At 62.3% G+C, this 24,896-nt stretch carries 17 protein-coding genes and 1 pseudogene; 12 read left to right on the top strand and 6 right to left on the bottom strand.

The features are described 5' to 3' along the window. Nucleotides 1–102: 102 nt before the first annotated feature. The 12 genes and pseudogenes from AC3WLM_RS00750 to AC3WLM_RS00695 all read left to right on the top strand — a co-directional run bounded on the left by AC3WLM_RS00750 (nt 103) and on the right by AC3WLM_RS00695 (nt 7,307). The gene (locus tag AC3WLM_RS00750; RefSeq protein ID WP_492476284.1) at nt 103–894 is read left to right on the top strand and encodes a hypothetical protein; all 792 of its coding nucleotides are present in this window, start codon (nt 103–105) and stop codon (nt 892–894) included. Continuing rightward, nucleotides 875–1,561 carry a hypothetical protein gene (locus tag AC3WLM_RS00745; protein WP_492476283.1) on the top strand — a complete coding sequence of 229 codons (687 nt, stop codon included), beginning with the start codon at nt 875–877 and terminating at the stop codon, nt 1,559–1,561. Before AC3WLM_RS00750 ends, AC3WLM_RS00745 begins: the two co-directional genes overlap by 20 nt. After that, nucleotides 1,561–1,839, top strand: coding sequence for a hypothetical protein (locus AC3WLM_RS00740; protein WP_492476282.1), 279 nt, complete (start codon nt 1,561–1,563; stop codon nt 1,837–1,839). Before AC3WLM_RS00745 ends, AC3WLM_RS00740 begins: the two co-directional genes overlap by 1 nt. Before the next feature lie 8 nt (nt 1,840–1,847). Then, nucleotides 1,848–2,204, top strand: a complete 357-nt coding sequence (locus tag AC3WLM_RS00735; RefSeq protein WP_492476281.1) for a DUF968 domain-containing protein — start codon at nt 1,848–1,850, stop codon at nt 2,202–2,204. Further along, entirely contained in the window at nt 2,201–2,548 is a 348-nt protein-coding gene (locus tag AC3WLM_RS00730; RefSeq protein WP_492476280.1) for a hypothetical protein, read from the top strand. Before AC3WLM_RS00735 ends, AC3WLM_RS00730 begins: the two co-directional genes overlap by 4 nt. Before the next feature lie 4 nt (nt 2,549–2,552). Next, on the top strand, nt 2,553–2,699 hold the full coding sequence (locus tag AC3WLM_RS00725; RefSeq protein ID WP_492476279.1) for a hypothetical protein: 147 nt from the start codon (nt 2,553–2,555) through the stop codon (nt 2,697–2,699). Beyond that, nucleotides 2,692–2,913 (top strand): phosphopantetheine-binding protein, encoded by a 222-nt coding sequence (locus AC3WLM_RS00720; protein WP_492476278.1) that lies wholly within the window; start codon nt 2,692–2,694, stop codon nt 2,911–2,913. Before AC3WLM_RS00725 ends, AC3WLM_RS00720 begins: the two co-directional genes overlap by 8 nt. Before the next feature lie 64 nt (nt 2,914–2,977). Next, nucleotides 2,978–3,127: pseudogene (locus AC3WLM_RS00715) on the top strand (helix-turn-helix domain-containing protein); the annotation flags it as partial. Between the two features lie 23 nt (nt 3,128–3,150). Beyond that, on the top strand, nt 3,151–4,221 hold the full coding sequence (locus AC3WLM_RS00710; protein ID WP_492476277.1) for a tyrosine-type recombinase/integrase: 1,071 nt from the start codon (nt 3,151–3,153) through the stop codon (nt 4,219–4,221). Between the two features lie 293 nt (nt 4,222–4,514). Continuing rightward, entirely contained in the window at nt 4,515–5,783 is a 1,269-nt protein-coding gene (locus tag AC3WLM_RS00705; RefSeq protein ID WP_492476276.1) for a tyrosine-type recombinase/integrase, read from the top strand. A gap of 595 nt (nt 5,784–6,378) precedes the next feature. Then, nucleotides 6,379–6,606 carry a hypothetical protein gene (locus AC3WLM_RS00700; RefSeq protein WP_492476275.1) on the top strand — a complete coding sequence of 76 codons (228 nt, stop codon included), beginning with the start codon at nt 6,379–6,381 and terminating at the stop codon, nt 6,604–6,606. Then, entirely contained in the window at nt 6,603–7,307 is a 705-nt protein-coding gene (locus tag AC3WLM_RS00695) for a phage antirepressor KilAC domain-containing protein (RefSeq protein ID WP_492476274.1), read from the top strand. The genes AC3WLM_RS00700 and AC3WLM_RS00695 overlap by 4 nt, the downstream gene beginning before the upstream one ends. A gap of 201 nt (nt 7,308–7,508) precedes the next feature. On the opposite strand, the gene AC3WLM_RS00690 is transcribed toward AC3WLM_RS00695, so the two are convergent. From AC3WLM_RS00690 to AC3WLM_RS00665, 6 genes are read right to left on the bottom strand one after another with little or no spacing between them, the layout of a single operon-like run. Further along, a complete protein-coding gene (locus tag AC3WLM_RS00690) occupies nt 7,509–21,557 on the bottom strand; it encodes a phage tail tip lysozyme (RefSeq protein WP_492476273.1) in 14,049 nt (4,682 codons plus the stop codon). A gap of 6 nt (nt 21,558–21,563) precedes the next feature. After that, on the bottom strand, nt 21,564–22,133 hold the full coding sequence (locus tag AC3WLM_RS00685; protein WP_492476272.1) for a hypothetical protein: 570 nt from the start codon (nt 22,131–22,133) through the stop codon (nt 21,564–21,566). A gap of 3 nt (nt 22,134–22,136) precedes the next feature. After that, entirely contained in the window at nt 22,137–22,895 is a 759-nt protein-coding gene (locus AC3WLM_RS00680) for a hypothetical protein (RefSeq protein ID WP_492476271.1), read from the bottom strand. A gap of 3 nt (nt 22,896–22,898) precedes the next feature. Further along, entirely contained in the window at nt 22,899–23,747 is an 849-nt protein-coding gene (locus AC3WLM_RS00675) for a hypothetical protein (RefSeq protein ID WP_492476270.1), read from the bottom strand. Next, on the bottom strand, nt 23,744–24,250 hold the full coding sequence (locus AC3WLM_RS00670) for a hypothetical protein (RefSeq protein WP_492476269.1): 507 nt from the start codon (nt 24,248–24,250) through the stop codon (nt 23,744–23,746). The genes AC3WLM_RS00675 and AC3WLM_RS00670 overlap by 4 nt, the downstream gene beginning before the upstream one ends. Next, nucleotides 24,250–24,837 carry a hypothetical protein gene (locus AC3WLM_RS00665; protein ID WP_492476268.1) on the bottom strand — a complete coding sequence of 196 codons (588 nt, stop codon included), beginning with the start codon at nt 24,835–24,837 and terminating at the stop codon, nt 24,250–24,252. The genes AC3WLM_RS00670 and AC3WLM_RS00665 overlap by 1 nt, the downstream gene beginning before the upstream one ends. Nucleotides 24,838–24,896: the final 59 nt, after the last annotated feature.

Genomic DNA, 24,896 nt, shown 5'->3' with positions numbered 1-24,896 from the left:
CTTCATGCGTGGACACCGGCAGTTCCAGACCCTCACCCGCGCAGCCTCACCTAACGCGCAATCAACCCCGGCAGAGGCTGGCCGGGGGAAAGGATCACTAGCGTGAACGCGCAGACCAAGATTGAAAGCGGCGCGGCCCTGCTTCGCGCACCTTTCCCGGCACACCATATCAGCAAGTTGCCGAAGGAGACAAAGGCACAGGCCGAGGCCCGCAAGAATAACCGTGAGGGCATCAACTGCACCGTCTGCGGTGGCTGGCATCACCCGCGCGCCGTCCACCTCGATTACGTTGGACACGCCGCCCTTACCGACCGCCTGCTTGACGCTGATCCGGCATGGTATTGGGAGCCGCTGGCATTCGATGAAACTGGCCTGCCTCTATTCGACAAGTCGGGCGGTCTGTGGATCAAGCTGACCGTCGCCGGTATCACCCGCCTTGGATACGGTCATGCCGCTGCAAAGCCGCAGATGGACCCCGGCGCGCGAGAAAAGGAAGTCATTGGAGACGCTCTGCGCAATGCAGCCATGCGGTTCGGTGCGGCTCTAGACCTTTGGCACAAGGGCGACCTTCACGCCGAGGAAGACGAAGGCGATGCGCCCAAGCCAGCACAGGCCAAGGCTGCATCCTCGCCTGCACAGCGCGCCGAAGCGCCCAAGGAAATGCCGCCTGCCGAATATGCTCAGATTGTCAATTTGCTCAAGGCGACGGGCGTCCCTGCCGATGCCCTCCTCAAGGAATACAAGGTCAAGAGCATCAAGCTTCTGAACCAACAGCAATACGCAAACGCGGTCGAACGCCTGAACGCGCGACTTGCGGAAAAGGCCAAGGCGGAAACCAACAATGCCGCCAGTGGCGGCTTCGGAGAACTGATCGATGACGAAATCCCGTATTGAGGTCGGGGGCAATAACCCGCCCGCCGACGCCGCAATGGTCATTCATGTCGATGACCTGTTCTCGCTCCTTTCGGACACACTTGCCGGTGGGGAGGTCGATGACGACGCCAAGGAAGCTGCAATCGACGCATTGATGGACGACTTCCGCAAGGCGTCGAAGGATGCAGACAAGCTTCGTGCCGACGAAAAGCGCCCACATGATGAGGCGGGCAAAGCGGTGCAGGAGAAGTGGAAGCCGATCATCGCAAAGGCTGATCGCGGCGTCATCGCCTGCAAGGATGCTCTGACGCCCTACAGGGAAGCGAAACTGAAGGCGCAGCGCGAGGCCGAGAACAAGGCGCGCGAAGAGGCCGAGGCTAAGCGCAAGGCGGCACAGGAGGCGCTGCGTCAGTCGGATGACCTAGAAGCCAAGTTCCAGGCGGAACAGGAGCTTGAGGAAGCCGACAAGCTGACCAAACTTGCCAATCGTGTCGCAAAGGCTCCGACTGGTCTGCGCACCTATTGGGAAGCCGAAGTAACCGACAAAGGCGCAGCACTGCGCGCTTACCTCAAGAGCCACCCCGACGAGTTCATGGATCTGATCCAGACGCTCGCTGACCGTGACGCGCGTGGCGCTCGCCCGCCTGTTCCCGGCGTCATTTATCACGAACGAAAGAAGGCAGCGTAATGGCAAACCGGTTTGATATCTGCACCCCGCGCACCCGCAACGACAAGACGTTCTGGGTCAAGATCGGCACCGCATGGCAGGGGGATAAGGGCATCCAGCTCGTTTTCGATGCCCTGCCCATCCCCGACGCGGAAGGCCGCTGTGTCGCCAACCTGTTCGAGCCACGCGACAACAACGACAACCCGCGTGGACGTAGCGCCGCTGCCGATCGCCAGCAGGCCAGCAATCGCTCGAACGGTGGCGGTTGGGGCGATGACGACGGCTTACCGCCGTTCTGAGGTCCGTCATGCTGGTAAATGTCCGCCCTCGCCACAAGAACGCTCCCCGTCCCGCTTGGAAGGTAGCCACAAGCTATCTCAAGTGGCTCAGGGGGCGTCCCTGCGCAGCCGATGGCTATGGCCTGTGTGAGGGCCGCATGGAAGCCGCGCACGTCGATCATGCAGGCGGCAAAGGCATGGGCACCAAGGTCGCCGATAAGCACGCCATCCCGCTCTGTGAAGGCCACCACCGTCGCCAGCATACGCGGGGATGGCAGACGTTCGAGGGGGAATGCCTTGGCGGGAAGTCTGCCGTTGCGATGGCCGATGCCTACTGGCGCGCATGGCCGGGGCGGGTCGCATGGGAAATGGAGAACGATCAATGAGCCGCCAAGCAATGACCGCGCCCGACATCGACAAGGCGGTTGATATGGCAGAGCGCCTTTTCGTGGACGCCGGTCAAGCCAAGATCAGGGCAGAAAGCATGGATATGCGCCGCAAGCGTGTCCGCGCCGCCTTGTTCATCAAGCACCGGGCGACGGTCAAGAGCGCGGCTGAAGCCGAGGCTCTGGCCGAGGCAGACCCGGCATACGAACTTGCCTGCCAGGATTGGGAAGCCGCTGCATTCGAGGCGGAAACCCTGCGCGCACAGGCCGAAGCCAAGCGGATGAAGTTCGAGGCATGGCGGACAGCCGCAGCCACCGAACGCGCCGCGATGAACCTGAGGTGACCCCATGACCTACACCGAATGGCACACCACCATCCGTCACAGAGAACACGGAGACAAGCTGGACCGTGACCCCAAGGGCTATTTTGCCGCTGTGGAGTTGCTGGAGAGGATTGAGAAGGCTTTGCCTCAACGGAAGCCAACCAATGCCTGACATCCTCACCTACCTCAAAGACCAAGGCATCCCCACCGATGACCTATACGCCACCTTCCACGATCTACAGCTAGATCCACTGGACAGGATCGAACTTGCCCTGATCATCGGAGACGAAGCAGGCATCGAGGTTCCAGACGAAACCTACGAAGCATGGGACACACTGGCAGATGTTCTTGAGACTGCCGGGAAGCTGCAAAGGGCTGTGGCATGAGATGGCCCGCCCTACTCCTACGCAAGACCGTTGCTGAATACCTGGATATGTCGGAGGCAGACCGATGACAGCCGAGCGCATCAAAGTCGAACAGGTCATGGAGAAAACCGGACTTTCACGACGGGCAGTTCAAGCCATGGCCCAGCGTGGCGAAATTCCCGGCGCTGCCAAGTTCGGAAAACTGTGGACGTTCGATACTCTCAAACTAGCCCGATGGATCAGGGACAAGGAAAGCCAATGCCTAAGCCGAGCAACCTCTACCAGAGAAACGGCATATACTACGCCCGCGTTCAGGTGGCAGGGGTCGAACGCAGGCATTCCCTTAAGACAGCAAATCGCAGAGAGGCGGAGAAGCGCCTGAAGCTGTTCTTGGAGCAGCATAGCCCTTACCACGGCACAAGCCGTAAGCTGTTCGAAGAGGTTTTGCAGGCATTCCGCACCGAGTCTTTGAGCCGCCTGAAGCCTAAAACAGTGACCCGCTACGACGTTTCAACGTTGCAGTTGCTGGACAGGTTCGAGGGCAAGTGGTGGGATGAAATCACCAAGCTGTCAGTGGTCACCTACATTGATGAGCGCAAGGCCGACGGCGCAAAGATACCAACGATCCGCCGCGATCTTACCGTGCTCTCTCAGGCCGCAGAGTTTGCGATTGAGCGCGGATGGGGCGCGATCAACCCTGTTCGTGAAATAGGCAAGCGGCAACTGCGCTATACCAAGCCGCAGTTCATCAGGCCAGACACCCGCTCGATTGAGACGACCATCTCGCTCGCATACGGTAACCTGCAACCCCTCGCCCGGTTCTTGCTGGCAACAGGGATGCGCCTAGACGAAGGCGCAACGTTGCAGTGGTCGGACATTCACGTAGGCAGGGCATCCGCCACGCTGACAGATACCAAGAGCCGCCGCACGCGTGCAGTTCACCTAAACGAGCAAGCGCTCGCCATTCTGGAGAAGCAGCCGCGTGACAGCCTTTGGCCCTTCCCTGCCAAGGATCGGAAGACCGGCGAACCGCACCCTTACAAGCAGGCGTCAACGAACTGGCAGGATGCAAAGAAGCGGGCACGGAAAGCGGCACAGAAGGGCAAGTGGAAATACACGCCTTTCAGCCTGCACGCCCTGCGGCACATTTATGCCATCGAATACCTTGTGAATGGCGGCAATCTCTACGCTCTGCAACGCCAGCTCGGGCACGGCACGATCAAGCAGACCGAGGAATATCTGCAATACCTGACGCCCGAGGAAGCGATGCGGGCACAGACCGGAGTCGGCACAATGAGCGACACAACCCACAACGGTTTTTCAGAGTAGAAAGCGCTAGACAATGCCGGAATATCGTGGTTTTATGTCGGCACAAAGGAGCTACCCACATGGGTCTTGAAAACCGCCGTGGGTGGAAGCTCACCGTGGGTTCGAATCCCACCCTGTCCGCCAATTTACCTTGCCATCCCATGCCATCCCATGCCAAAAACCCTAGCAATTGCTGGGGTTATGTCTCATTGGGACGTGCGCGGTGTGCCACCGCGTGCCATCAATGGACCGGGCCCAAGGGGGTAATTCGGGGGGTAACGCTCTAAACGATACCCCCAAGTAGGGGTATCGGCATGCTCTCCGACACGAAGATCCGCAAAGCCGCACCAGCCGAGCGAGATTACAAGCTCGCCGACGAGAAGGGTCTATTTCTCCTTGTGCGCAAGAACGGCGGCAAGCTCTGGCGCATGAAGTATCGCGTTGCCGGCAAGGAAAAGCTCCTCTCGTTCGGCCCCTATCCCGACGTCACCCTGATCGACGCGCGAGAGAGACGCGACGCAGCCCGCCGCCTGTTGCGCCAAGGCATCGACCCGAGCGCCGAGAAGCAGCGCGAGGCCAAGGCCGCCAGATTGGAGGAAGCGCATTCGTTCGAATCGGTCGCGCGTGAATGGCACGAGCTCAACAAGGGCCGCTGGACCGACGTGCATCAGGCCGACGTCCTGCGCTCGCTTGAGCGCGACGTATTCCCGACGCTGGGCAAGCGGCAGGTCAACGACATTGAAGCCCATGACGTCCTCGACATGCTCCGCAAGATCGAGAAGCGCGGTTCGGTCGAGACGGCCAAGCGCATCCGGCAGCGCATCAGCGGTGTTTTCGTGCTGGCAATCTCCAAGCGCATCGCCCGCGACAATCCGGCCAAGGATCTGAATGCTGCGCTCCTGCCAAAGAAGAAGGCCAAGAAGCAGCCAGCCGTGCTCGATCTGGACGAGCTGCGCGACTTGCTGACCAAGACCGAGCAGTCGGGCGCGTCGCCGGTCACGCTGCTGGCGTCGCGCCTCCTCGCCCTCACCGCCGTTCGCCCGGGCGTTGTCCGCGGTGCGAGATGGGAGGAGTTCAAGGATCTCGAAGGCGAGGAGCCGTACTGGCACATTCCCGCCGAGCGCATGAAGCTCACCCTCGATCGCAAGGATGAGCAGGCTTTTGACCACGTCGTTCCCCTCGCCCCGCAAGCCGTCGACGTTCTGCGCGCCGTCCATCGCCTGACCGGGCGCGGCGAGCTGGTATTCCCCGGCCAGCGTCACGCCCATATCCCGCTATCCGAGAACGCGATCGGCTATCTCTACAACCGCGCAGGTTGGCACCGCAGGCACGTCCCCCATGGTTGGCGCGCAGCCTTCTCCACGATCATGAACGAGCGGGCGAAGCTCGCTGGGATTGCCGACGACCGCGCCGTGATCGACCTCATGCTGGCGCACGTACCCGAGAACAAGGTCGAAGCAGCCTACAACCGCGCCGAGTTCATGCCGCGCCGCCGGGCGATCGCCTGCGAGTGGGCTGAACTGCTGCTGGAAGGCATGCGGCCAGCAGAGGATCTGCTGACGGTGGCGCGTAGGGCGGGCTAAATGCAGTTGAAAGACGTGACGACGCGGTCGATTGGGTTTGGCCCAGCCGGGCTCGTAGCCCCCACCTGCGCGTTCTTACCCATTTGAGCGCAGTAATTCTGCGCGGTTTGCATGGCCGACTGAAATTCGCCATCGTACCAACGAGTGTATTCGAGAACTACGCTTGCTGGGTTGTAGCTGAGCACTGTCACAGTGCTCCCAGGGGTAGTTACGCACCCTGAAACCGCCAGCAGTGCTGGCAATAAAATCAATCGACTGAGAGCCATGCCTTCATACCCCTACGAATCGCCTCAGGCCGTGAAGGTATGTCAGGCTGCGCTTCTCGCCAACGGTCGAGAGCTTCGATCATCACGCGATCTAGGCGGACGTTGACGGGCTCTCCATCCACGCGCGGCCTACCTCGTGATTTCTTTGCGCCAGATATTGTTGACATGCGCAATTTCTGGCGCAATAAAAGGCGGGCGTCAAGGGAGTTGGTCCTCCCAAGACGCCCTAACCACAAACGTGAGGCTTCCACGTCATGGCTATTATTGCCCCTATCAGCCCTGCCAGAGGGTTCAATACCGTTTTCGCTGCGTACAACGCCGCTCTTCCCATGAGACGGCTTGCAAAGGACGACGCGCAGATCGAGCGCGCAGAGGAAGCGATCTACCCTCTGTTCGAGGAACTGGTTGCGCACCCGGCTTGCGATCTCTCGGCCATCGTCTCCAAGTGCAGCGCGATTCTCGCGCAGTACGGCGAAGGCGAATGCCCTACGCACCTGATCGAAAGCATCATGTTCGACGTAATGGCGTTCGAACTCGAGCAGGCAGAAGCACAGTGAGCAGCCTTGCCCGCATAGACGCTCAGGGCGTCCAGACCATGTCGAGCCGCGAGATCGCGGAACTGACCGGCAAGCGGCACGATAATGTCCGACGTGACGTTGAAGCGATGGCTCGCGCCCTTTCCCTCACTTTTGAGGAAAAGCCCGAAGCATCAAATGGTGGACGCCCTTTGATGGCTTATCACCTGCCGAAGCGCGAAAGCCTCATTCTCGTGTCAGGATACGACGTTCACCTCCGCGCTCGCATCATTGACCGTTGGCAGGAGTTGGAGGCACAGGCTCAGCCGGTCGATCCTATGAAGGCCCTCAACGACCCTGCCACCATGCGCGGGTTGCTCCTCTCATACAGCGAAAAGGTGATCGAGCTTGAGCAGGCCAACGCGACATTGGCCCCGAAAGCCGAAGCGCTGGATCGCATCGCCAGCGCCGACGGATCGTTTTGCATCACGGATGCGGCCAAGGCCTTGCAAATGCGCCCTAAAGATCTGTTCGCGTGGTTGCAGCAACAGCACTGGATTTACCGACGGCACGGCACTGGCTGGCTAGGCTACGCCGGGCGGGTGTCGCAAGGCTATCTGGAGCATAAGGTCACGACCGTCACGACGCAGGACGGCAGGGACAAGGTGACCGAGCAGGTCAGGGTGACGGCGAAGGGCATGGCCAAGTTGGCGCAGGAGTTCGGCCTCCCAGCGCCTACCTAGATATGTAGTGGGCGCAACCTGCCACCGAAAACAACATCGCGAGCAGTCCGGTGCCGAAAAGCCCTATGGCACGTCGGGATTCTGGCTTGGCAAGGGACAGTCCCCAACCAAACAGCGCTACATGCGCGAGAACAAACGCGGCTCCGACCGCGTAGATGATGATGTTTGAAATGGTTTCAGCCATGAGCGGCAGCGACTGTATCAGTCACCGCCGCTTTCGTCACGCCTGGCTTTCATCACGGCTACCCATTGGGAGTTGAAATCGGTCGTCACCAGTTCCTCTGCCCGACGGACGATAGCCTTCTTGTCTCTGTATGTGGCATCGTCGATCTGATCGCGATCCTTTGCCACCTCAAGCTCGTTACGGGCCTTTCTGACCTCGCGCATATCCTTGCGCGCCTGCTTTGCCGCGCCCTCCAGCATGAGCGCAGCCTTGTTGTCCATGGCGTACTCATAAGCAGCTTCCTGATTGCCCGCTTCGAGGTACTTTTCCGTTCGGTCCATAGCTGTTTCGACCGCATGCAAGCGGTCGTAGAATGCAGACTTGTCGACCCAACTCGGCTTTCCACCCACAACCTTGCGCGCCACAGGGATATCATCGGCCGTTATGTCTTCGGACTCGTCCATCGACTTTCCGATGAGCCCTAGACTGCGATCAAGGAAGGCGCCGGCAGAGCCGATCACCGTGCCGGAAAGGTACTCAAGCGTCTCCGGAGAAACGTCGATTGCGCCTGGCTGCACCTCATCCCCACCCGTCGATGCGTTCAGGAACTCCGTGATGGTTTTCCAGTGCGGACCCACGCTATTGAAATAGCGCTGGTTGTCCGGTTCCTCCGGCCCATAGGGAGACTGGTCCGGCATGATCGGCTTGCCGGTGAAGTCCTTGTTCAACGTCAGGTCGACGATCGGGTCCGTGATCGTGGGCGAGAGAATGTTGAGCAGGCTGTCACTGCCGCCGATCGGGTTAAAGGCATCGGCCACGGTGCCGGCGAACTGGCCCATGGTTTCCAGCCACCTGTCACCACCGCGCCGCGCGATCTCTGCGGCCGAGCGGCCCGCCTCCCAGAAGGCGTTGTAGCCGTAGGGCATCGGGATTTTGATGTAGCTCTTGCCGTCCGGCATCATGAGGATGATGTTGCGCGACTTCTCGAAGGCAGGGATCTTGTCGTAGATGCTTTCGCCGTCGTCGTCGTCCGCACTCATCATCGCGTTCAGGATCTCGGCAGCAGCAGCAGCGATCATCACGCCAGCCACCATCTTGCGCACGCGCGGGGAGCGCAGCGCCATGAGGATTCGCGCCGAACCCTGCACCGAGGCATTGAAGAACAGGTAGGCCGCGTTCATCGCCGGGCCTGCCGTGCCGCGCCGGTTGAAGTTCACGGTCACGTTCTTCGCCATGCTCGCCGCCTGGGCGGGAGTGAGGCCAGCTTCGCGCGCGTTCTTGTAGACCGACAGGCGCACGGCATTCTCGACACCGTTGTTCAGGTTCTCGATCATATCGCGGCCAGCGAGGAACAGGCGCTTGGCCTGCAGGCGCGGCCCACCTTCTCCCGCCTTGGCCTTGGCCATCTCGGCAGCGCTGGCGATCCGCTTCTTGATCTCCTCGACGTTCTCGACCTTGTTGAAGTAGACGCGCCCGCCGTTCATCACGAACTCGTCGTACCACTTGCCCCATTCGCCGGAGTGCTTGCCAAACGCGCCCTTGGCTGATGCTGCCAGCGCCTTGCGGTAATCCTTCAAGGTGCCGCGCACGATGCCCTTCACGCCCTCGCCGGACAGGTTGAACGTCGCAGTTTGCAAATCGCGGAAGGCGTTGGTGATGATGAACTCGGGGTTGTAGCTCGTGTTCACCGCCGAAAGGAAGCGGTTCACCTTGCCCATGTGCAGCGTCACCCAATCAAGCTGGTGCTGGGTCAGGTTGCGCATGGCGTCAGCCAGCCGCCTTGCGTCGACGTTCTGCTTGTTCATGGTAACGCGCACTTCGCGCCCGTTGATTTTGGCGCTGACCGTCCAATCCTTGTCCTCGGCCAACAGGTTATACGTCGTGTACGATTCAACGAGGCCGCTCTCCTCGTTCATGCGCTGGCGCACGGTCGGCTTGTTGATCGACCAGAACTCCTTGTCAGGGTTGGCCTTCGCGAGGTTGTAGAAGCGCGCGGCGACGATGTTGGTTTCGCCGCGGATAATTGCCTCCTCGGCCTGCAGGATCAGGTAGGCGAGCGGGCTATCTGCCTGGCTGCGCCGCCCGAATGCCTGCTTGCTCTCACGTCCGCGTACGTTGATGCCGCCGCCCGAGCGGTTCATGCGATCGGGGATGGCGTCGGTGCCGGTTTCCTTGAAGCCGCGCAGCGGAACATAGAACTGATAGGTGCTGCGCCACTCGTCCGCTTCCTCCTTGGAGATCAGCCCGGTCTGCACGCGATAGTCGAGCGCGTCGTCGCGGATCTGGTCGACCCGTTTCGCCAGCCGCTCCATTGCTTCCATCTTCCCAGCCTTGCGGACGCGCGACATGATCGCCGCCGCCTCAAGGTCGGTCATGCCGGAGCCTTCGCCCTCGGTGAACTCGGGATTGATCTCGGCAATCCGCGCGTTCCGCTCCGGTGCGTGCCGGGCATAGAGGAAGGATTCCAGATCCTCAGTCGTGACCTTCTCGGCGTGCATCGCGTCGAACAGGGGTTGCACATGCTCCTCGGCCAGCCGTTCCAGCCGCGCACCAATGCGGCCCGTCATAAGCTCCTCGCCCATGTACGGGTTGCGCGAGACGGGGAGCGACTTGCCGGTCTGCTCCTCGATCTGGCGCTGCACCTTCAACAGCGGCAGGTAACGGTCCTGCATCGCTGTGCGCCAACGGTCGAACGCGTCGGCCACCTTGCCCTTCCACGTCGGTTCCGTGCCGCCCAGGGCGACAAGGTCGTCTCGCTCGGGGATGGAGAAACGAATGTCGGGGTTGTTGGGATCGAATGCACCGTTGTTGCCGATCGCAGATTTGACCTGTTCTGGGCGGAACACGACATAGTGAGTGCGGCCATCACCAGCGCGATAACCGCTACCTTCCGGCTCAAACTTTGCGCCTACGGTATTGTCGATAATCCCGTCATAGCCAGCCGCTTCGACTGCTTGGCGGAATACCTCACCGCTTTCCTTTGTGGCGCCGGCAGGCTTAGAGCTCGTCCCAACGCGATACGGATTCTGCATTGAGAGGTAGGCTTCAATGACCTGTGGTGCGCCATATTCGCGGTTATAGTCATACCCTTCTGCGTCTCCGCGATCGTTGCTGAAATAGAAGCCTGCTCCAAGATCATTGGTCGGATCGGTTAGGTCGGCGTCGAACTGGCGGAACTCAGAGGCTTTGAAATGTCCGCCATGGTAGACCACCAGCGGCTTGCCGTTTTCGTCCACGACCTTGCTGTCACCAAACCAGCGCTTGAAAGCCTCGGTGCCGGTGGCGTCCGCGACGCTCTGCCGCGCCGAACCGTCAAGCATTTCCTGACTGTTACGCGCGCCTACTCGGCCATCGGCCACGTCCTGCATGACACCCTCTGCGGTGCGCAGCCCGCGACCGGCAAAGGCGTTGCGCACCGCCTCAAAGAACTGGCGCAGCATCTTGAACAGGCGATCGGTTGTACCTTCCGCCTTGTAGCGTCCGTCCTGGTGCCGGGCGAACATATCGGCCACGGCTTCCTCGATCAGCGCTTCTTCCAGCGCCGCGCCGCTCATGCCGCGCTGGCGGAAGCCCGCCTCGTAGCGCTGACGGATCGAGCGCATCAGGCCTGTCTCGCGTCGAGCCTTGGCCGAGAGGATGGCCCACTCCGACGTGTTGAACAGGCCGAGGTCGCGCAGAACGTGAATAGCCTCGTGGTTCAGGGTGAAGACTTCGCCCTGCGGCGTGTCCTGCGCGATCGTCACGATCTGAGCGCGGTACTCACCGGCCGCGCCGCCCAGCGTGTCGACCAGCCGCACCTTGACCTTGTCGGCAAGGCGCAGGTTCGCGAGCTGCTCCTGCAATGCTGTGCGGATATCCGCCGGGCGGGCACCTTGCGGCGCCGCCTCGGGAATCGACTGCTGTGCTTCCGGCGCTGCTTGCGCTTTCAGCGCTGCGTCCCGCGCTTCGCTCTCGGCTTTCAGGGTTGCTTCGAGATCGCGGATCTTGGTCCGCAGCGCGTCACCTTTGCCGCCATCGTCGAACGTCGCGCCGAGCTTGGGCTCGAAGTCGGCAATGCGCTGCTCTGCTTCGGCCTTGCGGTTCTCCGAATAGGTGAGATCCTTGTCGAAACCCTTGATGGCGTTGGTCAGGCGCGTCACCAGCCCGCGCGCGTCCGTGCCCATGTCGACGCGGGTCTCGCGCCCGCCGGCGCGCTTGACGTAAAACGATAGCGCCATTTCGCCGCCGGTGCGGGGGTAGGCCTCGGCCACCAGCGGGAATCCGCCGAACTCGCCGACACCCTCGCGCAACTCCCTGCCGTTCGACTTCTCGACGAGCGCGTCCATGGTAGCCATGAGCGCTGCACCATACTCGGTGCGATCCTCGAACGTCTCGCCCTTGAGGGTGACGGAAAACTCTTCGCCTTCCTGCAACTGGCGCTTCTGGATATCGCTCTGGATCAGCGGAATAAGCCGGTCCTGCTCGGTCACTTCGTTCCGTGCCGAGGCGAGGCGCATGCGCACGCTCTGCTGCTCGCGCTCGTGGGCCATCTGGCGGCGCTCGATCTTTTCAAGCTCCTGCTTCCACTCGGTCAGGTCCATGATGCGAGGATCTGACGTCGTCATCGCCGAGGCCTGCTCGTACTGGCTTGCCTCGCCCAGGTCTTCCATGTCGCGCATGGTCGGATCGCCACGCATGAAGCCCTCGATGAACCGGGCCTTCTTCGCCATCAGGCCCCACATGGTCGAATCGTAGGTGCCGTTGGTGGCGTAGTCGAGGATCTCCACCTCGGGGTTCATGTTCCCCTGGCGGATAATACGCCCGTTACGCTGCGTGTCGTTGGCCGGGTACCACTGCGCATCCATGTTGTGCAGAGCGCGAAGCCGCTTCTGCGCATTTACGCCGGTGCCCATCTTGGCGACAGAACCGATCAGCACGCGCACCTTGCCCTCGTTCATGTCGTTGAACAGGCGTTGCTTGGCGATGTGCGTCTTGAAGTCCTGAATGAGCGCGATCTGGCTGGCGGGAATGCCTCGCTCAATCAGCGCGCTCTTGATGTACTTGTGGACCGGGAAGTCACCGTTGATCCCGAAATCCGAGAAGATCATCTGCGTGGCCGGACCATAGGTTTCTGGCTTTTCGGAGAAGCCAGCGCCGCCCGGCAGCGGCTTGTGGAACGCCGTGCGGGTGAACTCCTTGTGGCGACGCGCGACCTCTTCGATCATGCGTTCGAGCTTCGAGCCCGATTCCTTCGGCGCGCTGGCGTCGATCAGGCGATAATCTATCGCTGCCTTGCGCCCGTCACCGATCACTGAGAGGAGGATATCATCCCCCTTCTGAGGCGGCCCGCTGCGCTGCTTGATCGCTTCCATGCGCGATTGCAGCGTCGCCTTGTAGCGCTCCTGCTCCGGCGTCATTTCCACGGTGATGAGGTTGCGACCACCGCCCTTGAGATTGGGCAGGCTGACGTACTGGCGAAGCTCCGTCGCGCCGACCACGTCCATGACCTGCCGGACCATGACCGACAGCTCAGGCACGTTCACGAACTGCGCAAAGCGGGTGACAGGCTTGTATCCGCCGGCCGCATCCTGTTCGAGCGCTGTGACGGTATCGCCGAAAGCGCCCGCCCAAGCGTCGAAATGACCAAGGCCGCGCTTCTCCAATTCGCCCTGCTGCAGGTAGCGGCTGACGCTGAAAAGCTCGGCCATCGTGTTCGTGATGGGCGTGCCGGATGCCAGCACCAGATTGCGCCCAGGCTGCCGCCCTTCGAGGAACCGGGTCTTGGCATAAAGGTCGAAGCTCATCTGTGAGCCCGCCGGGTCGATGCCCTTCACGTTGCCCATCTTGGTCGAGAAGTCGAGCTTGCGGAACAAGTGGGCTTCGTCGACGAACAGGAAGTCCACGCCGGTTTCCTCGAACGTGAACACCTGGTCGCGCTTGCGGTTGGTCAGACCTGCGAGGCGCTGCGAGAGCGCTTCCTTCTGCTGCTCCACCTTGCGCCGCGTGATGCGGACGTCCTGCCCCTTGCCGATCTCCGCAATAAGATCCTCGAGCTCGTCGATCTGGTCCTGAATCATCTGAGCCGTAAAGTCGTCGGACATCGGGATGAAGCCGAACGCGCTATGCGTGATGATGATGGCGTCCCAATCTTCCGCCGCCATGCGCGCAATGAACTCCTTGCGCCGCGACGTGTGGAAGCGCTGCTCATCGGCCACGAGAATGCGGGCAAGCGGGTACTGCTCGTAGAACTCCTTGGTGAACTGCCCGAGCATGTGATTGGGCACGACGTACATGGGCTTGCTGACAAGGCCCAGGCGCTTCATTTCCATGCCCGAGCCGATCATCGCCGACGTCTTACCGGCACCGACCTCATGGGCCATGTAGGTGTTGCCGCTCTGGATGATGCGGGCAATGACCGCGCGCTGGTGCGGGCGCCATGACCACCCCGAGGCGATCCCCGGCGTCGTCAGGTAGGAGCCGTCGAACTTGGGCGCGACAAGGCTGTTATACTCGCGGTTGTAGAGATCCACGAGCGCAGCGCTGCGGTCCGGGTCGGTCCACACCCATTCACGGAAAGCGGCCTTCATCTCGGCCATCTTGTCCTGCACCGCTTGGGTCGCGACCTCGTTGACGACGGTCTTCTCGCCTTGCGCCGTCTCGATCTTGTCGCGGATCACCGGCGTCTGCCGGTTAAGGGCGGCTTCGAGGATCTTGATCGCGTCCATGCGCTCTGTGCCCCAATCGGAGCGCGCCGCGGCACTGGTCGTATCGCCAGTGGCAGTCCACTGCGCCAGCTTGCCGAGGTAGGTGACGTTCGCCTGCCGCAGCCCGAGCTTTTCGGTTGCGAACTGCTGCACAACCTTGGTCGGCAGCCATGGCATGCCGAGGTTCGCTGCAATCTCGGTGGGCGTCAGCGGGGCCGGAAGCGCAGCTTCGAGCGCGCGGACGTTGCGTTGAAATGCGGGGTCGCGCTCAGCTTCCGCCCGTGCAATCGCCAGCTTCTCGCGGACGTTGCCGGACAGGTACATCTCCCCCGTCTCGTATGAGCCGGGCTTTCCGGGTGTCTCGAAAAGCCGGTCGCCAAGCTCTTCGATAAGCGCCGTCTCCGACTTCCCGGCAATGCGTGCCATCTCCCGTAGGTTCGGGCGGCCAAAGCGGTTAAGGCTGTAGAGGAGCGCGTCGTTCGCTGACGCGATCTTCGGCGTCTGATCGAGCGTGATGGCGTTTTCGAAGAACGCACGGCCCTTTGCCGCCTCGCCGGTGTCCTTGTTGTAGTGCTCGATCGCAGCCAGGCGATAAGCCTCGTCGTCCTCCATGAACGGGTCGAGGTTCGGGCGCTTCTCGATTACCTTGTCGGGCACGTCGTTCGAATCAAACGTGCCCTCGTTCCAGATTCGCCCGTCGGCCAGCGCCTTTTCGCGCGCTTCCTCGCGGGCCTTTGCGATCTCGGTCAGCTTCGCGCCAGCGTCCAGATAGGATTGCACGTCGAAGGAACCATCGTCCCACTCGGTTCCGGCAAGGCGTGCTTCCTCTCGCGCCTCGGCTCGCAAGCCTTCGAGCTCGACGCGACTCGGGCGACGATAGGAGATATCGGTCTTGTTGATCGGCCCGAACTTCTTCGTGAACGCGTCATAGGCCTTATTCAGCTTCTCGCGTGCCGCTGCCCCAGCCACGCCATCCGATTTGAGATCTGCCGCATAGACTTCGCGCAGTGCATCCTTCACCGGGATGAGCCCGCGCACGCGCTCTTGCGCAGCTGCCGACATACCGCCGGTCACACCCTTGCCGGGTGACTGTACCGGGCGGCCTGCGCCGCCACGGAACTGCATCAGGCGACCATCTGGATCGAGGTAGAACGAGCCGTCCTTGCGCTCTCCGCTGCCAAGGTCGACGTCCGGCGCGATGAAGCCGGGAGCCATGGCGGGCGGCGTCGTGTCCACCACGGAACCGGGCAGGCTCTCAGCCGCCTTGCGGATAGCCTCTTCGACATTGAAGCCCTTCGGTGCGCGCACGGCATAGCGCGGGCCCGCCACGAGCTTGTCGAACATTCCCTGCTCGCCAAGCACCATCTGCGGGTTCTCGACGAAGTAGCGATTGACGTTGCCTTGCACGGTGTTGCCGTCGCGATCTGGCAGGCTCATGGCCTGCGTGCCCACCCACGACATATCGCCTGGCTTCTCGCCCGGCATGCGCTTGCGAAGGATCACGATATCGGTCGTGACCGACGTACCGGCGTTCTGCTCGAATGCGTTGCCCGGCAGCCGGATCGCGCCGACGAGATCAGCCCGGTCAGCCAGATAGGCCCGCGCCTTGTCGCCAACTTTGTTCATCGTCCCCGCCGAGGTGATGAACATGAGGAGGCCGCCGGGCTTCAAGGCATCCAATGACTTCGCAAAGAAGAAGTCATGCAGGAGGAACTTGTGCTTGGCGTAATCAGGGTCCGACGAGATTGCCGTCTCGGAAAATGGCGGGTTGCCAATGACGAGATCCACCGCGCCCTTGATCCCGGGCATGCGGGTGTAATCGGCCTGCCGAACGCCGGACTGCGGGTAGAGGAGCTTGGCGATCGAGGCGGTCAGGTGATCGTACTCGATCCCGCTGTAGCTGCTGGCTGCCGCAATATCGGCGGGCATCATGCCACGGAAATTGCCGGTGCCCATGCCGGGTTCGAACACGGAACCGCCTCGGAATCCAAGCTGGCGCGCAATGTCCCACATCGGACGTACGACCGATTCTGACGTATAGTGCGCGTACTGGATCGACTGGCGTGCGGTCGCGTATTCCTCGTCGGTCAGGAGCTCGCGCAAGCGCGGCCCCAGCGTCTCGAAGCCCTTGCCAAACTCACCCGTCACCGGATCGGGGAAGATGTTCTTGAGCCCGCCCCACCCGATATACCGGGCAATGACGGCCTGCTCCTCGCGCGTTGCCTGCCGCCCTTCACGCTCGATCTGCTTGACCAAGGCGATGGCTTCGACGTTGTCGCGGGCCTTCTGCGCCAGAGAACGGCTTTCGTCGAGCGAACCGGGTTCGATAACCCAATCCGTGCCCTTTACGGCTGCGGCGGCCTTTCGGGGAGATCCGGCGTCGCGGTCGCCGGCGGGAAGGCTATCAGCGTCCCGAACACCTGCTCGGTCGCCTCGCGCTCCGTCTGCGGGTCCGCCAGCACTCCGCTGCCCGGTAGTGTCGGTGCGCCCTCCGTCAGTTCGCGAAACATCGCCTGAGCCTCGGCTGCCTTCTTGTTCAGGTGCGCGTCCATCGCGCCCGACCGGCGAAGTTCGTTGAACATCGCCGGGGCTTGTTCCCGCATCGCTTGCAGGTACGCGGTTCGGAAGTTCAGCATCGACGGCCCTTGTATCAGCATTTGCGCCTTCTGTCACCGCAGGCTCGTTTGCCCACTGCTCAAGCGTGCGCATCGACTTTGCGACTTCGTCTGGCGTGTCCATTCCGGCCACGCTCTCGCCCGCGTCCTCCATCATGTCCCGCGCGCCGTTGTACCAGCCGCGCATGTAGAGGCGCAGATCCTGCACCTTCATTCCGAGGTCTTCGGCAATCGCCTTGGCGAACGCCTGGAAGCGGCGTGCGCCCTTCTCGATGTGGTAGACGGCAAGCTCGGTGCCGATCGCGATGATCTCGGGATCAATGCCGCTATTCAGGCGGCCGGGGTTGAGCTTGGCTTTCAGGCGTTCGCGTAGCTCTGCCGCGCGTTCATCCGTGACGAGGCGGTTCTGGCTGGGAGCAGGCTTGGGCGACTGCGCGTGCGGTACACCAGCATCGTCAAGGAGCTTGCGGCCCTTCTCCGATGTGATCCACATGGCATCGCTCTTGCCCTTGTTCTCGATGATGAGACCTTCGGCCACCATCATCTTCACGCGGGCTGAGCCGATCTCGATCGTCACATAGCTGCCGTTATCTTCGGCTTCGGCCATGCGAGTCAGGAGGTCGATTGTTGCCTGATCGGTCGGCTTGAGAGCGGGCTGCACTGTTGCTGTCGTCGATTCTGCAGCCGGGACCATCACGCCATTGCCTAGCGCGGGCTGCAACAGGTAGTTTTTAACCCTCGTGCGCCCGCCAGTGTCGACATTCTCAAAGAATGCGTCAGTGCGCGTGGTCGATGTGACCACGTATGTGCCGCCAGCGCTGAGATAATCAACGTCCTGTTTCAGGGTGTAGCGCTCGCCCACTTTGACGTAGGGGTTCGCCTTCTTGTCGGTCGCGCGCTTGCCGCCGAGCGGCACGGTCTTCACCGTGCCAGCAGCGGGATCCATGATGATCGCGGCGCTGCGGTCGACCGGACGGGCGCCCATCTTCTCGCGGCGCTCTTCTTCGGTCAGAAACTCGCCGCGGCGCGCAGCTTTGTCGACACTCGTCTGAATGCCAGCACCGCGAACCGGACGCATTTCGACGGGCTCCGTAATACGGATACCCCGATCGACATAGGAACGGACGCCGTCCTCATCTTCGTAAAGCGGAAAGCCTTTTGAGTTGGTGCCGATGCTGTCTTTCGTGTTGGGATTCGCCGGAACATCGGGAACAGGATCGGCGAGGTTCGCCTGATCCCACCCGGCGTACCACTCCTCTTTCACGCCTGCCGGCATGTCCGAGAGGTAGCTCGGCAGCACACGTTCATCGCCGCGATCGAAGGCAGCCTTGCCTTCCTCGCGAGCGAGCTTGATACGCTCGGAACCGTTGGCAAACAGATGCTTCGAGGCACGCACGTCCTCGACCGACATGCCCTCTTCTTGGGCAATCTGCTCGTCGGTCAGTTTCTCGGGCGCGCGGCCTTCCAAGGCAATTCGCGCATACCGCAGAAAGTCCTTCTGCAGTTTGAAGCCTTTGCCCTGGGCATTGAGCAATACCCACTTGGGCACAGCGCCGTTGCTGACGTTCTCGAGCCGGTCAAAGCCTTGCTCGATCTTGCTGTCGATCCACTGGCGGACGGTCGTTTCGACACCGTTCTCGTCAAGCATCTTTGTGGATTCGGCTGCATTCGTCGCCCATTCCCGATCGCGGGCGTCGCTTTCGCGCTTGATACGATCGTTCTCGGCCTTTTGCCGCTGCGCTTCCTGCTCCTCGCTGACGCCTGCCCATTCACGAAGTGCCGCAAACGTGTCGCGCTGCGTCTTGGGCAGCGTGATGCCGGTTGCTTCGGCGAACACGGCGCGCGATTTCGGATTATCGGGACGCAGGATGCCGCGCAGACCCTCATAGTCCTTGCGCGCGATCATGTCGGCGAACTCTTCATCGACTGCCATTGGTGCGCGACCAAGCAACTCGGCGCGACGACGGACGATCTCGTCCTTCGACATGCCTTCGCGCTTGGCGTCACTCTTGGGGGTGACAGTTTCTGTCACCCCTGCCAGCGCGGCGCGGATCTTGTCGGCATACTTCTTCGAGTAGACGAGCGCGCCGTCCTTGCGCTTCATACCCATGGCCTTGGGCACGGCAGCGCTGATAGCGGCGATCTCTGCCTCGTTGGCGCCGATCACAGCAACGCTCTTGCCGGTGCCGGTGTCTTCTACGCGGGCAGGAGTGACAGCACCGCCCGCAGACGCGGCGCTATCGGTGGCGGTGGCCTCGGAGCCACCTGCCTTCGGGGCCTCGACAGTGGCAGCTACCCCACCATCCTGCGGCCCGGCGGTATTCGTTGACGTTGCGCCATCGGCAGTTTCGGAGCTTGGAAACTCGTGCGCGGCTTGAAGCACTTCGCGGATCGGCGCGTCCAAGCGGATTGCGCGCACAGTCTCGCCGTTGTCGCGGGCAGCAAGCCACTGGTGGTGGCCGTCGACCACGTATCCGTCAGCCGAGATCAGGATGGCACGATTGCCACCCTCATAGCTCTTTGCCTTTTCCACCTTCGATGGCGAGAACTCCGCCTGCGATGGCTTGAGGGTGTCGGCTGCCACCTCCTCCTCGGCATGCGATATGCCGCGGGCGTTGAGGAAGTTGACCATGGCGCCGCGATGCTCGGCCTTGACCTGCGGCATTTCCGCCCTTGGAATGCCGATGGTCCCAGAATCAGGCGCGAAAGCGGTCCATTCCTTATCAATCGCCGGGCCTGCCATGTCGCCGCCGGTTGGCAGATCCGGCGCAGCCGCAGTAACCTCGACCGAGGGCGTTTCGCGCTGCGGCCGATCAGCAAACTGCGTAGTACTTTCAGGAACGAGCGGGCTAGCGTCAGTCGGAACCTGGCCAAGCGCAGCCATACCACGCGCAATGTCGCCGTCGGTTTCAGCGCCAGCCGCCGGGCGCATGAACTTGCGCACGTAGGCGTCGAGAACCTTGGCCGGATCGTTCTGTGCCAGCACATACTTGCCGCCAGCGTCCCCGCCGCGAAGCTCGTCAGCGAGGAAGTCGAGCTGCTGATCGAGCGTCGGGTTGTCGCCAAAGCGCTTGCGGATCGCGTCCTTGCGCGGGCCGAGCCATTGGCCAAGACCCATCGCGCCAGACGTCGGGTTCTTGGCGTTGGGGTTGCTGGCCGATTCCGCGTGAATGCCTGCGGCGATGCCAAGCGCCTGGCCTTCCGAAAAGCCGCGCTTCTTGAGGCCTTCCACGATTGCAGAGTTGACGCCGCCGCCTGCAGCCTTGGATGGAGTGCGGCCCGAAGGGCGAGGCGACGGCGTCTCTGCGCCAGCCGAAGGAAGGGGAGAGGAAACCTCCGTCGGTGCAGATGCTTGCGCGGCGAGCGCCGCGTCGATCGCGTCAGCCTCGGCCAGCGCGTCGGAAGGGGTAATCGAAACGCCAAGCTCGTTGAGCGTGTCGAGGTATTCGCGCATGGGCTTGCCGCCGCCCTCGGGGCGAACGACAACACCAGTGCCGGTATCGTCGGAGAACACGTCCTCGATCGTGCCAGCCATGGACCGTCCGCCGGGCAGGTTCGAGACGTTGACCTTGCTGCCGACCTTGGGCAGGCCAGCCTGCGAAAGCGCGGCATCGACCTTCTTGCTGGCCGTCGCGTTGGCGATCTCCGCGCGACCGGCGGCAATGTCCCCATTGTCGAGCGGGCTGGCAAGATCCTCGGGCGTGAGATTGACCGCGTCGTTGAGCGCCATCTCGCGCACGCCCGGGGCAGGCGAACGTGTGTCGTCGGCCCGGCGGAACTTGATGCGGCCCGCTGCGTCGAACGCCTCCTTGCCGCCCTCGGTGACGACGCCAAAGCCACCACCGACGCCAGCGCCAACAAGGCCGCCCTGCAACATCTGCGAGCCCATTTCGCCCAGGTCGAAGCCCTGCTCCGTCCCGACGGCGCCGCCGGTGTACTCGATGCCGCTCTGCACCGCCTCGGTCAGACCCTCAGTCGCAGCGTCGCGCATGATTCCACGCGCAAGGCCGCCGCCGATACCGTTGCGCATTGCGCCGAGGCTGAGGCTGTCGATCAGGGTAGAGACGGTTCCGAACGGCGCAGCGATTGCAACGTCAGTGCCGCTCGCGTCCTGCCTGCGGTCGGCCTCGGCGCGGCTCTGCGCGATCTGGCCTGTCGTCGCGCTTGCGTTGGACAAAGCGCCGAACGGGCCAACCGCGGCAGTCGCCATGTAGGGCAAGCTCTCGATCCCCTTTTCGAGGATAAAGCCCGGCATCTTTGCAAGATTTCCGGTAGCAGCGTCCCACGTCGTTTCGCCAGCAATGCCGGTCTTGGCGATGGCCTCGTTCTCGCGCGCGCGACTGACAAAGCGCTGGCGCTCGGCGTCATTCAGAGCAAGGCCGGACGCTACACGTTCAATGCCAGCACTTGCACCGGCCATGCCGCGCGTGAACAGGTCGCCAGCCGTGTCGAGGATGCCGTCCTGTTTCGCAAGGTCGGCCCTTTGCCGTTCGCGGATCTGGCGGGCAAGCTCATCGGTCTTGCGGTTCTGCTCCTCAGGATCGTAGCCGACCGCCTCACGGAGAGGCTGCATCGCATTGTCTATCGCGCCGACTGCTCCTGACACCGTATCAGCCACGGCGCGGGCGCCGCGCTCAAGCATGCCGCGCCCGCCGTCCAGCTTCTTGACTGGCTTGCTGAACTCCCTCGTAGCTCGGTCGACAATCTGTTGCGGAGTGACGTCGTCAGGAGTGTTCTCGTAAACGTGCGAGGAACCATCCGCGAATGTGACCGTGACTCTACGGGGCATTGGACCTCACCAGTTGGAAATGGAAACTTTCGCGCCGGGCGTAGCGGGCTGTGAGCCGGGCGCGCCGCCTGCGCGATCGAGTATGGAGCCGCCAGCGCCGCCAGCCGGAGCCTTGGGAGCGCCCTTGATATTCAAGGGCTTCTGCTGGCCGTTGCGGTACAAGGCGTAATAGTTGCCGTCCGCGTCCTGCAGGGTGTCGATAATCTCACCGCTGCGGATCTGCGCCTCGATGCGCGCCGACTCTGCTGTCTGCTGGCTGCGCAGCGCAGATTCAAGGCGAGCCAGGCGCTCGCGCGAAGCCGTGTCCAGCTGGCTGCGATTCTTGTCGATCGTCATGGTCGACGAGGTATCTCGCGCGGTCTTGCGCGCGTCGTTGCGGTCGTTCAGGTCCGCCTGCTCGCGCTGCGTGGTGCGCTGCTCGCTTGCCTGCAGACGCATGTTATCCTGCTGGTTCTGATTGCGGAGGCCTTCGAGCGCCATGTCACGGCGCTGCTGCCAGTCCAATTCGCCCTGCTTCGCAATGCCCGCACCGAAGCCGGACAGAGCTCCACCGAGTACCGTGCCGAGCCCGCCCATGGCTTATGCCCCCTGCTTCATGGGTGCGCCGCCGGGCAGTCCGGGGAGAACCTTGCCAAGCTGACCCTGCTGGTCAGCCATGCGCAGTTGCTCGAAGCCGCGCTGCAACGACTGGACGACGCGCGGATTGACCTTCTCTTGAGCCACGCGGAACAGGTCGAGCGCCCGATAGAAGGCGCCGTCGATCTCTTCTTGCGAGAAATCGTGAATGTTCGCGGCCTCTGCGACCTCGATAAGCTCCTCGACTGCGAGCTTGCCGCCTTCCATGAGAACGGCTTCCGGCGAGTAATCGCCTTCGTCCTCGTTCTCGCCACGGTATCCAGCCGGATCTTCTTCGGGCTGGCCGGGCATTTCCTCGCCGGGCTCGTTTTCCCGCTGCATGGGCTGGCCCTCTGCCGCCAACGCCTGATCGAGAAGGCCCATCTTCTTGTCGACGACGAGCGTAACGAGAACCGACGTCGCCGCCACGCTGTCCTGCGGCGAGTTGGTCAGGGCAGGTTCCACGCCATCAAACAGCCCGAGCACCTGCGGATCGAACTGACCCTGCAGGTTGGCGAGTATCTGCGGGTAGACCTGCCCGGGCGTGTCCTGCGGGTAGATCACGTCCGTCAAGGTCTGCGCGAACTCTTCGTAAGCAGCCTGCTCCTTTGCGCTGGCCTGCTGGCCGCCGCCCGATTGCTGCTCCTCTTCCTGCTGCATGGGCTGCTGCGTCGGCTGACGCTGCTGCATGCCCTGCGGCGCCGGTGTGCCAAGACCCGCCATGTGTCAGTTCCCCACCTTGAGCTTGCCGGTGTTGGGGTCGTAGGAAACCTTCTTCCCCGAGTAGATTGCAGCGTTGAACACGTCAGCGGCCGGCGCGTAGCCGTTGCCGCCTGGCGACTGATACTGAGGCAGCCCCGACGTATCGGCGTAGTTGGCTGCGATCTGGTCGCGCTCGCGCTGCGCCGCCTTGTTCTGCTCGTTTGCCATGAGGCCCTGACCGAGCCCCTGAATAACCATGCCGCCCACGATGGGATTGCGGTTGAGGAAGCCCATGACGCCGCCAGACGAAACCGGAGTTGCCGAAGCTGCGACAGGAGCAACAACCGGAGCACCTGCGCCGGTCGCCGCGGCAACCCCACCGCCTTGCGCGGCTGCATTTGCAGCGGTTCCAAGCCCTTGCGTCACTGCGCCAGAGGCACCAGACGTAGCCGCACTTGTGCCGCTGCGCAGGCTTTCGAGTGCGGTCTGGTTGATGCTCGACGCATTGCCAAGACCACCGGCGCCAGCCTGAGCCGCCTTACCAAGGCCACCGAGCGCTGCATTTGCACCGCCAAGAATGCCGCCGGTGATGAATCCAGCCGTAGCGCCCTTGATGATGTTACCGCCGGTGAGCGCAGAACCGACCGCGCCGAAGGTAGCGGCCTTCGCCGCCCCCATTAATATTCCGCCTAGCGTAGAGCTGGCACTTATGCCGAGCCCTCCCAGAACAGAACCGACTGAGGGCAGGACGCCAAGCGCCGCGCCACCGGTAAGCACGACTGCCGCGATCGCGAGAGCGGGCAAAGCCACTTTCTTGACCACCTTCACGACGGCCTTGAAGGCTTTGCCGATAGCTTTGATGGGATTGCTCATGCTGCTTCTGCCTGGGTTTGCGCCACATTCAGGCGACGGAACGACTGCGCGCATGGTTCAAAGCCCATGCGCTTGAAGATCGGAGTCCACTTGTCGGAGCCGGGCAGCGCGTCGGACCAGCTAGCGCCGATCTCTGCCACCCGAGGATTGCCCGAGGCCCAGCCGACGTAGAGTTCGAACAGGTTGCGCAGCACGATGGCAGGGCAATCCTTGCGGCCAAGAAGGTAGTTGTCGCAGGCAACAAGGCGCTTGCCCACGCCATAGACCCGACCGAGTGAACCCATGCAGAAAGCCGCGATCTCGCCTGCTTCGTCTTCTGCCACCATGAGGAACATGCCGCCCTCGTTGGTGTTGCCGTGGCGCTGCGCAGCATATGCGAACATCTTGCGCGCGAAAGGAACGTCGACCTCGTCAATCCCCGCATAGCATGTGTCGATCACGCGAGCGGCGAGAAGCGCTGCAATCGCTGGTGCGTCGACCGAGCGGGCGGGCCGAATGTTCATCAGCCGCGGAACAAGCCGTTGTACCCGCCTGTGGCATTCAGCGCAGCGATTTGGGCAGGCGTGAGCGTTCCTGTGGCGGGTGCGGTAACTGCCTGCGCGGGCGCCGACAGCGAAATGCCATAGAGGTTCTGTAGCTGGTCGATGGCCTGCTGATACTGTGCGTTGATCGAGGACTGCACAGCCGAGCGCGTGCCGGCCGGAATCTTGTCGTTGGCCAGGGTGTTGGACATTGCGTTGAAGCGCTGCCCGGTCAGGTCCGTAACAGACGATAGGATTGCCTTCTGCTGCTCGGCCGCCAGCGCAGCCCGAGTTTTCTCCATGTCGGCATCTGCGCCCATGCGCGTCAGGTTCTTCTGCGCGATCTGCGAGGCTTCCTGTGAAGCGATGGGAACGGCAGCGTTCAATGCTGCCCCCTGAGCCGCGCCAACTGCCATCGAGGAGTTGCCCAGCCCGCGCCGCTGCATTGACTGCAAACCCTGCGTACGGGCTGCTTTCATGAGGTCGGAATTGCCCGACGAGATCGCAGCGACGCGCGATGCGACGCCATCATCTTCCATCGACCACTTACCGCTTGCGTCGTAAGCCATAATCGCCCCCGAAAATCATCGGTGACATTACCGGAGGTGTCTCATTGGGACAAGAAAAA

It is taken from the genome of Novosphingobium sp. FW305-C-30-35, from assembly GCF_058783135.1.
This window is presented reverse-complemented; position numbering and strand designations above follow the sequence as displayed.